Source organism: Microbacterium sp. MMO-56, assembly GCF_037146215.1.
In the GTDB taxonomy this organism is placed as follows: domain Bacteria; phylum Actinomycetota; class Actinomycetes; order Actinomycetales; family Microbacteriaceae; genus Microbacterium.
Genome location: NZ_JBBCVW010000001.1, coordinates 71,400 through 83,892 on the forward strand (window position 1 = coordinate 71,400; position 12,493 = coordinate 83,892).

Here is a 12,493-nt window from a genome sequence, read left to right on the forward strand (position 1 = left end):
CTTTCGGGGGCATCGGCGTGCGCTCTGAGCAGCCCGCGAGTGTGCTGACAGTCTGCCGATAGGATCTACTCCCGTGGCGGAGCTCTACTCATGGCCGGAAGTGTTGACGGCCCTCCTCGATCGGCGTGACCTCAGCGTGTCGGAGTCGACGTGGGCGATGCGTCAGGTCATGACGGGGAAGGCCACGCCCGCCCAGCTGGGCGGATTCCTCCTCGCGCTGCGCGCCAAAGGCGAGACGGTGGACGAGATCGTCGGCTTCCGCGACGCGATCCTCGAGGCCGCGTTGCCGCTTCCGGTCCCCGCGGAAGTGCTCGACATCGTCGGCACCGGCGGCGACCGTTTCGGCACGGTGAACATCTCGACGATGTCGGCGATCGTGGCGGCGGCGACGGGCATCCCGGTCGTCAAGCACGGCAACCGGGCGGCGAGCTCCGCATCGGGCTCCTCCGACGTGCTGGGCGCGCTCGGCATCGACCTCGCACTGTCTCCGCAGCGCGTCTCCGAGGTGCTCGCGGAGGTCGGCATCACCTTCGCCTTCGCCTCGGCGTTCCACCCCGGCTTCGCGCACGCCGGGGCGACGCGTCGGGAGCTCGGCGTCCCCACGGTCTTCAACTTCCTCGGCCCTCTGTGCAACCCGGCTCGCGCCGAGGCGAACGCGGTGGGGGTCGCCGCCCTCGACCGGGTGCCGCTGATCACGGGCGTCTTCCAGACGCGCGGTGCCACCGCGCTCGTCTTCCGTGGCGACGACGGCCTCGACGAGCTGACGACGACCGGCCACAGCCGCGTCTGGGAGATCAGCCGAGGCGACGTCCACGAGCACGATCTCGACCCGCGCGACCTCGGCATCCCGCTCGCCGACATCGACGACCTGCTGGGCGGCGACGCGGCGCACAACGCGGAGGTCGTCCGGCGCGTCCTCGACGGGCAGACCGGCGCGGTGCGCGACATCGTCCTGTTGAACGCGGCCGCGGGCATCGTCTCGTACGAGCTCTTCCGCGACGCGACGCAGGTGCAGTTCCCGATCATCGAGCGCCTCGCCGCGGCGCGGGACCGGGCCGCGGCGGCGATCGACGGCGGCGCCGCGGCGGGTGTGCTGGCGCGCTGGGTGGAGGCATCCGGTCGCGACGTGGCCTGATCCGTCGCGGGGCGGCGGAGCGCGGCTTCGCGGGGCTTTTCCGCGGCATCGGAGGGGTTTTCTCCGGTCGATGCGCCGGGCCGTGGGAGCGATGCCGCGATACCGTGACACCAACGCATCACCACGCCGCAGAGAGGAACCTCCCCATGTCCGAAGAAGTCAGCCACACCGCCGACACGCTCGAGCCGCCGCAGAAGAAGGTGGGCTTCGTCAAGGTCGCAGGCATTCTCGGCATCCTCGGCGGAATCGCCCTCATCGTGGTCGGTGTGATCGTCTGGGCCACCGTCTCGAGCCAGCTGCGCGCGGAGAACATCACCGTCCCCGACGACGCCGCCGCCTTCCAGGGTCAGACCGTCGCCGGCCCGTTCACCGCGTACGTCCAGGCCGACATCATCCAGCACCACGCCCTCGAGGCGTCCGGCGGCAAGACCTACGCCGAGCTCGACCGCGACGACCCGGTGCGCGCCACGATGATGAACGCCTCGTTCCTGCGGGCGTCGCTGTTCACGTCCGTCGTCTCCTTCGGCGTCGCCGCCTTCGCGATGGGGATGGGCGTGCTGGCGATCCTGTTCGGCGGAGCGCTGGTGCGACTCGCCTCGGTCCCCGTCGTCGTCCGCAGATCCGCGGTCACGCGAGCCTGACGAGACCGACCTCACGACGAGCCCCTGCGACGCGGGGGCTCGTCGTCGTTGGTGCACCGCTCGTCGAGCCCGTTCCGGCGGCCCGCGAGGTCCGGTATAACGGGGAACCGGATGAAGCCCCACGACGCGCTCCTGGAGATCGCGACGCTGCTCGAACGCGAGCGGGCGTCGCGATACCGCTCGGCCGCCTTCCGGAAGGCGGCCGCGGTGATCGCGGACCTCGGCGAGTCCGAGCTGGCGGATCCGGGACTGCGTCGGCGTGCGGGCATCGGTGAGTCGTCGTACTCCGTCATCCGAGAGGCCCTGGCGGGCGGCGTGCCGTCGTACCTCGCCGAGCTGCGGGCACGGTACGCTCCCGCGACCTCGCAGCTGCGGTCCCTCCTGCGCGGCGACCTGCACTGCCACTCGGACTGGTCCGACGGCACCACGCCGATCGGTGCCATGGTGGACGCGGCCCGGGCCCTGGGCCATGAGTACCTGGCGCTCACGGATCACTCGCCACGGCTGCGCATCGCGCACGGGCTCTCGCCCGAGCGCCTGCGTGCCCAGCTCGCGGAGCTCCCGGCGTTCTCCGGGGACGGGTTCACGCTTCTCGGCGGGATCGAGGTCGACATCCTGGACGACGGGCGCCTCGATCAGGAGCGGAGGCTGCTGCAGCGACTGGACGTGGTCGTCGCCTCGGTGCATTCCACGCTGCGCATGCCGGGACCGGCGATGACCCGGCGGATGGTCGCGGCGGTCTCGAGCGGCGACGTGCATGTCCTCGGGCATGTGACGGGCCGCCTCGTCAGCGGCGACCGCGGCACGCGTCCGCCCTCGTCCTTCGACGCCCGCGCCGTGTTCGGCGCCTGCGCCGCGCACGACATCGCCGTGGAGATCAACTCCAGACCCGAGCGGCAGGATCCGCCGGATGGGCTCATCGCCCTCGCGCTCGCGGAGGGGTGCCTGTTCTCGATCGATTCGGACGCGCATGCGCCGGGTCAGCTCGGACTTCTCGACGAGGGCGCCGCCCGCGCCGAGCGGGCGGGCGTCCCCGCCGAGCGGATCGTGACGACGTGGCCGCTGGATCGGCTGAGGGAGTGGACGCGCCGCGAAGGCTGACGACCGGGCGCGGGTCAGGCCCGCGCGGCGATCGATGCGCGGGCGCGATCGAGCGAGGAGCCCAGGTTCCACGCGGCACCGAGCGCGGCGACGGCGTCCGCATCGGGGACTCCCAGACGGGCGTCGATCGCGGGGAGGTCGAGGGTGCGCACGACCTCCACGACCGTTGGAGCGACCGCCAGGTAGTCGGCGGCGGCGAGGATCTTCGCGCGGACCCCCGCCGTCATCCCCTCGCCCGCCTCGGCCGCCGCGCGGATGCCGGTCAGGTCGCCGTGCGCGGCGAGGAGTGACGCCGCCGTCTTCTCGCCGATCCCGGCGACGCCGGGCAGCCCGTCGGAGGCGTCGCCGCGGAGCACCGCGTAGTCGGCGTACTGGGCGGGCAGCACGCGGTACTTCGCCACGACCGCCGCCGCGTCGAGGACCTCGAGGTTGCTCATCCCGCGCCCCGTGTAGACGACGCGCACGCCCCGGTCGTCGTCGACCAGCTGGAAGAGATCGCGGTCGCCCGTGACGACGTCGACCGGCATCGACGCGCGCGTCGCCAGGGTCGCCACGACGTCGTCGGCCTCGTGCTCCGCGGCACCCACGACCGGGATGCCCAGGACGGCGAGCTCCTCGCGGATCACCGGGATCTGGACCTCGAGCGGGTCGGGGACCTCCTCGACGTCGGGGCCGACAGCGACGACCTCCGCGACGCGGTGCGCTTTGTAGCTCGGGATGAGGTCGACCCGCCACTGCGGGCGCCAGTCGTCGTCCCAGCACGCGACGAGATGGGTCGGCTCGTAGGTCGTGACGAGCTTGGCGATCATGTCGAGCAGGCCGCGCGCCGCGTTGACCGGTCGTCCGTCCGGCGCGGTGACCGTGTCGGGGACCCCGTAGAAGGCGCGGAAGTACAGGCTCGCGGTGTCGAGGAGCATGAGGCGATCGGTCACGGCATCATCCTGGCACGGCGCGGTTCAGCAGCCGCTCGCCGCCGGATCCTCGATGCAGGTGCGGTCCACCAGTGCGGTGCGGACCTCGAACACGCGCACCTCCGAGGTCCCCGTCGGGATCTCCAGCCACCCCGGAACCGCGACCGGGCCGCGCCCGAAGTCGACGGACGCCGAGTACCGGACCGCCGCGGAGGCCGTGTAGGAGCCGCGCGCGGAGTAGGCGTGACTCGTCGACGTGGCGCTGAAGGACGCGAGCCCGAGCTCTCCCCACGAGCGTCCTCCGTCCGCGGCGGTGCGCGTCGCGCCGTCGCCGTAGGAGAAGAGGACAGCCTCGGGCGTGAAGCGCACCGCCACGGGAAGGTCGAACAGCGTGCCGGTCTGCTCATGCCCGTGGGCGTCGACGACGAAGTTCACGGGCATGCCGACGAGCCCCACCCCGCCGGGCTCGTCCCCGAGGGCGAGGGGCGCCGGCGCGAACGAGGCGAGGTCGCTCATCGCGGGTTCGCGCACGACCTCGACGCTGTAGCAGCCTTCGCCGCGAAGGCCGCCGCACCCCGCGGGCGTGCGCAGGAGGGGGTCTGCGGGCGGCGCGTCATCGGTCGCGTCGGTCGCGTCGGTGCCGTCGGTGCCGCCGCCCGGCCGCGTCGCCCCGACCTCGACGGTGGTGCCCGTGTTCGTCACCGAGCACAGGCCCGCCAGTCGCTCGACGGCTGAACATTGCGACCCCGCGTTGATCGCGAAAGCCAGCACAAGAGCTAGCACTCTGAATCGCTCGCTGTGGTACTCGTGATTAACGGACGCTCGGCGGACCAAGCCACTCGAACCTGTAGCCCCAAGAGATCAGGCCGATCTGGGGGTGTGACGTCCAGGCCGTCCAAGTTGATGACCCGCGTCTGGGTAGCATCAAGACACACACCGAGTTCGCCTGATGATGCGTCCGCACGAACCAGTCGGATCGAACGTACGGAAGTGTCGCCGACGAGACGTATCCCTTGTGCGGTGAAGCTCCTCTCGGCGGATAGCTCTGCATCGAGAGCCTCACCGGTCAGGAAATCTGTGGGCCTCAGCGTCGCCACCGATGAGGAGCGATATGCGTTGAGCGCATCTACGTACGCACGGTAGGTGGCCTCGGCGGCGGCGAACGCCTCCTCGGCGGAGGCGAAGCCCGTGGGCGTCGGGCTCGGAGTGGGCGGGGGAGTGCAGGCCGACAGTGCCGTCACGGCCCACACGATGCCCACCGCGGCCCACCGCCGTCGCACCGTCGCTCCCATGACCCCACGGTAGCCACTCCGACAGGCCACGCCCGGACCTTGTCCACAGGCGCGTAGGCTCGGCGGCATGTCTTTCGGTGTCGCCGCGCAGCGCAGGCCCCGGCTGGCGGACGACGCGCCGTGCCCGTGCGGCGGCGGACGCCACGGGGAGTGCTGCGGCCCGATCCTGGCCGGTCGCGCCGCCTCCGGCGCCGAGCAGCTGATGCGGTCGCGGTTCACGGCGTTCGCTCTCGGCGACGAGGCGCACGTGCGCGCGTCGTGGCATCCGTCGAGCGTCCCCGACGATCTGACGCTCGACGGGGGTCTGCGCTGGGAGCGTCTCGAGATCATGGCGGCCGAAGGCCGGGAGGGTGACCGCCGGGGCGTCGTGGAGTTCCGCGCGCGGTGGTGCGACACGCGGACCGGGGAGCGCGGCGTCCTGCACGAACGGAGCCGCTTCCGCGCCGTAGCGGGCCGGTGGTACTACCTCGACGGCGTCGTCGACGGGCAGGCCTAGCGTGGCCTCCTCGCGCACCGGCAGCCCTGCTGCCGACGCGTCGACGGAGTCTCTCACGACGGTGCTCGTCGCCCTGGCGGCCAACGTCCTGATCGCGATCGCGAAGACGGTCGCCGCCGTCCTCACCGGTGCCGCCTCGATGGTCGCCGAGGCCGCTCATTCCTGGGCGGACTCGGGCAACGAGGTCTTCCTGTACATCGCCACCCGCCGCAGCGGTCATCCCGTCGACGCGCGTCATCCGGGAGGGTACGGGCGCGCCGCCTACGTGTGGTCGCTGTTCGCCGCCTTCGGGCTGTTCGTCGTGGGCGCCGGGGTCTCCATCTGGCACGGGGTGCAGGAGCTCTTCCGGCCCGAGCCGGCGGGGCTGTTCGGGGTGTCCTACGCGGTCCTCGCGATCGCGTTCGTGCTGGAGGGCGCCTCGTTCCTGCAGGCGACGCGCCAATCGCGCCGCGAGGCGCACGCCGTGCAGCGGGATCTGCTCGACCACGTGATGAGCACGTCCGACCCCACACTGCGCGCCGTCTTCTTCGAGGACGCCGCCGCGCTGATCGGGCTCGTGATCGCCTTCACCGGCATCCTCCTGCACCAGCTCACGGGCTCGAGCGTGCCGGATGCGGTCGGATCGATCCTCGTCGGCATCCTCCTGGCGGTCGTGGCCGTCGTGCTCATCCGGCAGAACGTCCGATTCCTCGTGGGGGTCACCGTCGACCCCGACGTCAGGCGCGCGACGGTCGAGCGCCTCCTCTCCTATCCGGCGGTCGCGCAGGTGACGTATCTGCACGTGGAGTACGTCGGCCCGCGGCGCGTCTTCCTCGTGGCGGCGGTCGACCTCGCCGGCGACATGGCCGAGCACGAGGTCGCTTCGGAGCTGAACCGGATCGAGGACGACCTCCACGCGGGGCCCCGCGTCGCATGGGCGGTGCTCACGCTGTCGCGCCCCGGAGCCCCCGCCCTCGATCCGTTCGACCCCGCCGACCCGCTGCGGGGGTGAGGGGAGGACTCGGGCGGCGCGGCGACGAACGGGTTCTGTTACCATGGAACGTCACGCGTGTGGCCCTTCGGCATGCGCGCGCGTCATCGCTCGACAATCCAACCGCCGCAGTCTCCGGCATCCGTTCGCCCTCGTGCGTACGGGACGGATGCGGCCCGATACCCCAACCACCCAAGGACAACCCACTACATGACTACCGCAACGACCGCCCCGGCCACCAAGCAGGTCGCCATCAACGACATCGGATCTGCTGAAGACTTCCTGGCCGCGGTCGAGAAGACCCTCAAGTTCTTCAACGACGGAGACCTCATCGAAGGCACCGTGGTGAAGATCGACCGCGACGAGGTCCTCCTCGACGTCGGCTACAAGACCGAGGGTGTCATCCCCTCGCGCGAGCTCTCCATCAAGCACGACGTCGACCCGAACGAGGTCGTCCAGGTCGGCGACGAGGTCGAGGCCCTGGTTCTCCAGAAGGAGGACAAGGAAGGCCGTCTGATCCTGTCCAAGAAGCGTGCGCAGTACGAGCGTGCGTGGGGCGACGTGGAGCGCATCAAGGAGAACGACGGCGTCGTCACCGGTTCGGTCATCGAGGTCGTCAAGGGTGGCCTCATCGTCGACATCGGCCTGCGCGGCTTCCTGCCCGCGTCGCTCATCGAGCTGCGTCGCGTCCGCGACCTCACGCCGTACCTCGGCCAGGAGATCGAGGCGAAGATCCTCGAGCTCGACAAGAACCGCAACAACGTCGTGCTCTCGCGCCGCGCCCTGCTCGAGCAGACGCAGTCCGAGTCGCGCACCACGTTCCTCAACAACCTGCACAAGGGTCAGGTCCGCAAGGGCGTCGTCTCGTCGATCGTCAACTTCGGCGCGTTCGTGGACCTCGGCGGCGTCGACGGTCTCGTCCACGTCTCCGAGCTCTCCTGGAAGCACATCGAGCACGCCTCCGAGGTCGTCGAGGTGGGCCAGGAGGTCACCGTCGAGATCCTCGAGGTCGACCTCGACCGCGAGCGCGTCTCGCTGTCGCTGAAGGCGACGCAGGAGGACCCGTGGCAGGTCTTCGCCCGCACCCACGCGATCGGCCAGGTCGCCCCGGGCAAGGTCACCAAGCTCGTCCCGTTCGGCGCCTTCGTCCGCGTCGCGGACGGCATCGAGGGCCTCGTGCACATCTCGGAGCTCTCCGGCAAGCACGTCGAGCTCGCCGAGCAGGTCGTGTCGGTCGGCGAAGAGGTCTTCGTCAAGATCATCGACATCGACCTCGAGCGTCGCCGCATCTCGCTCTCGCTCAAGCAGGCGAACGAGTCGGTCGACCCCAACGGCACCGAGTTCGACCCGGCCCTGTACGGCATGACGACCGAGTACGACGAGAACGGCGAGTACAAGTACCCCGAGGGCTTCGACCCCGAGTCGGGTGCCTGGCTCGAGGGCTTCGACGCTCAGCGCGAGAAGTGGGAGCAGGAGTACGCGGCTGCCCAGGCTCGCTGGGAGGCGCACAAGGTCGCCGTCGCCAAGGCTCTCGAGGCCGAGGCGAACGCCCCGACCGAGACGTCCACGGCGTCGTCGTCGTTCTCCTCCGACAGCAACGGCGGCGGCACGCTCGCCGACGACGAGGCTCTCGCGGCGCTCCGCGAGAAGCTCTCGGGTCGCTGATCCGCGGATCCCTTCCGCACAGGGGCCGGGACCTTCGGGTCTCGGCCCCTGTGCCGTCCCGTGCGCGTCGTTCCCGCACGGGCGTGCAGCGCGATAGCGTCGTCCTGTGATGAGCGAATGAAGCGCGCGGATGCCGCGGCCGCGGCGCGCAGCGCATCCACCTCGATCGTGCGCCTGCTGCGATTCGAGGTGCGCGATCGGGTCGCCACGGGCAACCAGCTGCTCCTCTGGGCCATCGTCACCCTGCTGCTGCTCACGAGCATCGCGACGGGCGCCCTGCCGAACCCCGAACTGTTCGCCCTCGGCGCTCTCGGCATCACCTTCGCGGCGCTGGCGTCGCTCACGGTGCCCTGGGACCAGATCCCGCCCGGCTGGGCCGCGGTCGTGCCGATCGTCGACATCCTCGCCATCGCCCTCCTGCGGATGTCCGATCCGGCGGCCGGACTCGGTCTCCTGTGGGCGTTCCCGGCGATGTGGCTGGGATCGCTCGGCCGGTCGGGACTGATCGCGAGCTGCACGGTCATCCCCGCGATCTACTGGGGCCTCCTGGTCACCGGCCCGTCTCAGGCGTTCAGCTTCGCGACGCTGCTGCTGCCGCTGGTCATCATCGCCATCAGCGGTGCGGGCTACTCGTCGGCACGGAGATTCCGCGCGCAGCGCGAGCTCCTCGACGGACAGGCCGCCCGGCTCGCCTATGCGCGCTCCGTCGCGATCCGTCAGGAGCAGCTGGTCTCGGAAGTGCTCGACACCGTCGACTTCGGCGTCGTGCGCCTCTCGCTGGGCGGCGACATCGTCTACGAGAACGACGCGGCGGGGCGGCTCGGCGCGGCGATGCCCGGCCTCCACGCGGCGACGGGGGCGACGACGCTCCTCGCCGCGGACGGGCGGACGCCCCTCAACGCCGACGACTATCCGCTCGCGCGGGCACGGCGCGGCGAGACGTTCGACGACGACGTGGCGTGGTCCGTCGACCCCGACGGGCGCCGGACGGCGCTGACCTTCACGGCGCGCCGACTCGTCGACCATCGCGGTGCCGACTCCGGTGCGGTGGTCACTGCCCGCGACGTCACCGCCGAACGGGAGGCCCTGCAGGCGCGCGACGATCTCGTCGCCTCGGTGTCGCACGAGCTGCGGACGCCGCTGACCTCGCTCCTCGGATACCTGGAGCTGACGCTCGACGAAGAGGACCTTCCCGAGCGGCCGCGTCGTTTCGTCGACACGGCGCTGGGCAGCGGGGAACGGCTGTTGGAGATCGTCTCCGACATCCTCAGCGCCTCGCGCCGTTCGATCAAGTCGGTCGAATCCAGCGTCCACCCGCGCGAGACCGAGGTGGTGCAGATCGTGCGCGCGTCGATCCTCGCGCTGCGCCCTCTGGCGGACGACCGGGTCCTCAAGATCAGCCGCACGGGGCCGGACAGCGTGCGCGCCTTCGCCGACCCGGCGCGACTCCGGCAGGTGGTCGACAACCTCGTCGGCAACGCCATCAAGTTCAACCGCGACGGCGGGTCGATCGACATCGCGGTCGACTCCGACGGCGAGACGACGACGATCTCGGTGCGCGACACGGGCGTCGGGGTGCCCCCGGAGGCGCGCGAGCACATCTTCGAGCGCTTCTTCCGGGCCTCCGAGGACGTCCCGGGCAACGGCCTCGGTCTCGCTCTGAGCAACGAGATCGTGAAGGCCCACGGGGGTGCGCTGACCGTCGACTCCGAGCCGGGCGTCGGCTCCACGTTCACCGTGTCCATCCCGACGCACCCCCCGATCGGAGCGTCGCGATGAACCTCGACCTGTTCAGTGTGACGGTCATGACCGCACTCGCCGTGGCGGTCGCGAGCCTCACGTTCATCCTCGAGACCGTCATCCGACGCGACACCGGGCCCGGGCGGTTCTGGGCCGCCGCGTTCTTCAGCGGCCTGTCCACGACGGTGGCGTACATGGCGTGGTCGTCGGGCGTCGGGGGTGCGCCCTCGGTGGCCGCGGGGAACACGCTGTTCGTGCTGGTGCCCGGCTTCATGTGGCTCGGCTCGCGCCGGTTCAACGACCGCCCGGTCGGGGTCGCGCTCGGCGTGACGGCGCTCGTCGCCGTCGTCGTGTTCACCATGGCCGTCGTGCAGGCCCCCGAGATGGGCAGCTGGGGCGGCTGGCCGACCATGGCGTCCGGTCTGGTCGTGCTGTGCGGCGCGGCGGGCGTGGAGACCCTGCGCGCGCCCCTGGGCCGCATCCGCAGCTCCTGGGCGCTGTCGGCCACCCTGCTGTTCGCGGCGGCCTTCTACGCCCTGCGGCTCGTCCTGTTCTTCGTCGAGGGCACGACGGGGCGGTTGTTCTCCGAGGTCTTCGGCTCCATCAGCGCCAACTTCGTCACCGTGATGCTCACGGTGGTCGCGGCGATCGTCACCTCCGTGCTGCGCGCGCAGCGCAGCAACGATCGACGGTACGAGTGGCTGACCGAAGGCGGTGTCGGCTCCGACGGCATCATGCTGGCGAGGACGTTCGCGGCGGCGAGCACCGACCTCGTCGCACGGGCCGAGTGGCGCTCCGAGGGCGTCGCCCTCGTCATCATCCGGATCGAGGGACTCACCGAGATCCGACGGGCGTTCGGGCCGGAGGCCGCGGACGCCGTGAGCGGGGCGTGCCGGCTCGCGGTGCGGCGGTATGCCCCGGCATCCGCCCTGGTCGGTGAGGACGCCGACGACCGGTTGGCGGTCTCCGCCGTCGCCGCGACCGCCGCCGACGCCCGACGGCTGGGCGCGACGATCTATCGCGGATGCATGGAGGAGCTCGCGGCGGCGCAGTCCGGCCTGTTCCCCTTCGTCGGGGTCGGCGTCGCCTTCAGCGCCGACGTCGGCTACGACCTGATCCGGCTCGAGGAGGGCGCCCGCGATGCGGCGCGGCGCGCGGCTCACACCCCGGGCGCATCCGTCGTCATCGATGCGCCGACGCCCCCGGCGTGACAGGCTGTCACCCATGCCCCTCGTCGCGCTCACCGGAGGCATCGCATCCGGCAAGTCCACGATCGCCCGTCGACTGGCCGAGCGCGGGGCCGTGATCGTCGACGCGGACGCCATCGTCCGCGAGGTGCAGCAGCCCGGCTCCCCGGTGCTGGACGCCATCGCCGCGGAGTTCGGCGGGCACCTGATCGGCCCGGACGGGGCCCTCGACCGCCCGGCCCTCGCGGCCGTGGTCTTCGCCGATCCCGACGCCCGCGCGCGTCTGAACGCGATCGTCCATCCCGCCGTGGCGGCGGAGTCGGCGGCGCGGTTCGCCGCGGCGTTCGCCGCGGACCCGGCGGCCGTCGTCGTCTACGATGTGCCGCTCTTGGCGGAGGCGCGGGCGGGCGACGCGTGGGACCTCGTCGTCGTCGCCGACGCACCCGCGGACCTGCGCGCGGAGCGCCTCGTCGAGCTGCGCGGCTTCCGCCGGGAGGACGCCGTCGCCCGCATCGCCGCGCAGGTCGACGACGCGGTGCGCCGGGCGATGGCCGACGTCGTGATCGACACCTCCGGCTCGGTGGAGGACACGACGGCCCAGACGGATGCCCTCTGGCGGCGCCTCGCGTCCGACAGGCCGTAGCCTCGGACAGTCGGTCAGGGTGCGGCCGGCGACGCCGGGCGGTGACGACGTCGGCGGCGCCGCAGGAGGAGCACGGCGGCGACGACGAGGCCGACGAGCAGGATGCCCGCGAGGACCGGCGCGAGGAGCGCGGCGACGGCGAGGGCGAGGGAGGAGACGTCCTCGACCGTCGACAGCGCCGGTGCGGCGAGGCCGGCGGTCGCGATGTTGACCACCGGCCGGATCGCGGCCTTCGCGGCATGGACCGCGAGCGCGATGAGGATGCCGGCGACGACGGGGATCCAGGCCCCGCCCTCGACGAGGGCGCGCGGGTCGGTCGGGGTCTGTGCGCTCACACCGGCCCCGAAGGCGATGCCGCCCGCCGCGGGGCGCAGCACCGTCTGGAGGACGTCGTTGACCGAGTCCAGTGCCGGGACCTTGTCGGCGACGATCTCGATCACGAGCAGGCCCCCGACGATCCACAGCGCCGCGTCGCTGGACAGCCACGCCCATCCGGCGGGCAGCGACACATCGGGCAGCAGTCGGTCGAGGAGACCCAGGACGAACAGCGGCATCCACGCGTTCAGGCCCGCCGCGGCGGCCAGGCTCGATCCGACGATGAACTCCAGCATGTCTCCAGCGTAGGGACACAGGCGCGAGACGCGCGCGCAACGACCCGTTCACGCCGCTCGGCTAGCGTGACGGCATGACCTGAGCTCCACCCGCGCCGCGT

Annotated in this window: 12 protein-coding genes; 9 read left to right on the top strand and 3 right to left on the bottom strand. The window is 71.6% G+C overall.

What is annotated here, in order from left to right:
- Window positions 1–73 precede the first annotated feature (73 nt).
- From trpD to WFI00_RS00340, 3 genes are all read left to right on the top strand, one after another.
- Entirely contained in the window at window positions 74–1,135 is a 1,062-nt protein-coding gene (gene trpD, locus WFI00_RS00330) for an anthranilate phosphoribosyltransferase (protein WP_336633066.1), read from the top strand.
- A gap of 146 nt (window positions 1,136–1,281) precedes the next feature.
- Window positions 1,282–1,776, top strand: a complete 495-nt coding sequence (locus WFI00_RS00335; protein WP_336633065.1) for an aromatic ring-opening dioxygenase LigA — start codon at window positions 1,282–1,284, stop codon at window positions 1,774–1,776.
- Window positions 1,777–1,887: 111 nt separating this feature from the next.
- The gene (locus WFI00_RS00340; RefSeq protein ID WP_336633064.1) at window positions 1,888–2,877 is read left to right on the top strand and encodes a PHP domain-containing protein; all 990 of its coding nucleotides are present in this window, start codon (window positions 1,888–1,890) and stop codon (window positions 2,875–2,877) included.
- 14 nt (window positions 2,878–2,891) lie between these two features.
- On the opposite strand, the gene WFI00_RS00345 is transcribed toward WFI00_RS00340, so the two are convergent.
- The gene (locus tag WFI00_RS00345) at window positions 2,892–3,809 is read right to left on the bottom strand and encodes a 5'-3' exonuclease (RefSeq protein ID WP_336633063.1); all 918 of its coding nucleotides are present in this window, start codon (window positions 3,807–3,809) and stop codon (window positions 2,892–2,894) included.
- Window positions 3,810–3,833: 24 nt separating this feature from the next.
- On the bottom strand, window positions 3,834–4,571 hold the full coding sequence (locus tag WFI00_RS00350) for a hypothetical protein (protein WP_336633062.1): 738 nt from the start codon (window positions 4,569–4,571) through the stop codon (window positions 3,834–3,836).
- Between the two features lie 576 nt (window positions 4,572–5,147).
- On the opposite strand from WFI00_RS00350, the gene WFI00_RS00355 reads away from it, so the two are divergent.
- The 6 genes from WFI00_RS00355 to coaE all read left to right on the top strand — a co-directional run bounded on the left by WFI00_RS00355 (window position 5,148) and on the right by coaE (window position 11,781).
- Window positions 5,148–5,576, top strand: coding sequence for a YchJ family protein (locus WFI00_RS00355; RefSeq protein WP_336633061.1), 429 nt, complete (start codon window positions 5,148–5,150; stop codon window positions 5,574–5,576).
- 1 nt (window position 5,577) lies between these two features.
- A complete protein-coding gene (locus WFI00_RS00360; protein ID WP_336633060.1) occupies window positions 5,578–6,567 on the top strand; it encodes a cation diffusion facilitator family transporter in 990 nt (329 codons plus the stop codon).
- A gap of 189 nt (window positions 6,568–6,756) precedes the next feature.
- On the top strand, window positions 6,757–8,211 hold the full coding sequence (rpsA, locus tag WFI00_RS00365) for a 30S ribosomal protein S1 (protein WP_336633059.1): 1,455 nt from the start codon (window positions 6,757–6,759) through the stop codon (window positions 8,209–8,211).
- A 117-nt stretch (window positions 8,212–8,328) separates the two neighbouring features.
- Window positions 8,329–9,990 carry a sensor histidine kinase gene (locus WFI00_RS00370; protein WP_336633058.1) on the top strand — a complete coding sequence of 554 codons (1,662 nt, stop codon included), beginning with the start codon at window positions 8,329–8,331 and terminating at the stop codon, window positions 9,988–9,990.
- Complete coding sequence (locus WFI00_RS00375; RefSeq protein WP_336633057.1) at window positions 9,987–11,162, top strand: diguanylate cyclase; 1,176 nt, start codon at window positions 9,987–9,989, stop codon at window positions 11,160–11,162. Before WFI00_RS00370 ends, WFI00_RS00375 begins: the two co-directional genes overlap by 4 nt.
- A 13-nt stretch (window positions 11,163–11,175) precedes the next feature.
- Window positions 11,176–11,781, top strand: a complete 606-nt coding sequence (coaE, locus tag WFI00_RS00380) for a dephospho-CoA kinase (protein WP_336633056.1) — start codon at window positions 11,176–11,178, stop codon at window positions 11,779–11,781.
- Between the two features lie 14 nt (window positions 11,782–11,795).
- Here the strand turns inward: coaE and WFI00_RS00385 are convergent, their stop codons facing one another.
- Window positions 11,796–12,392, bottom strand: coding sequence for a DUF4126 domain-containing protein (locus tag WFI00_RS00385; protein ID WP_336633055.1), 597 nt, complete (start codon window positions 12,390–12,392; stop codon window positions 11,796–11,798).
- Window positions 12,393–12,493 lie beyond the last annotated feature (101 nt).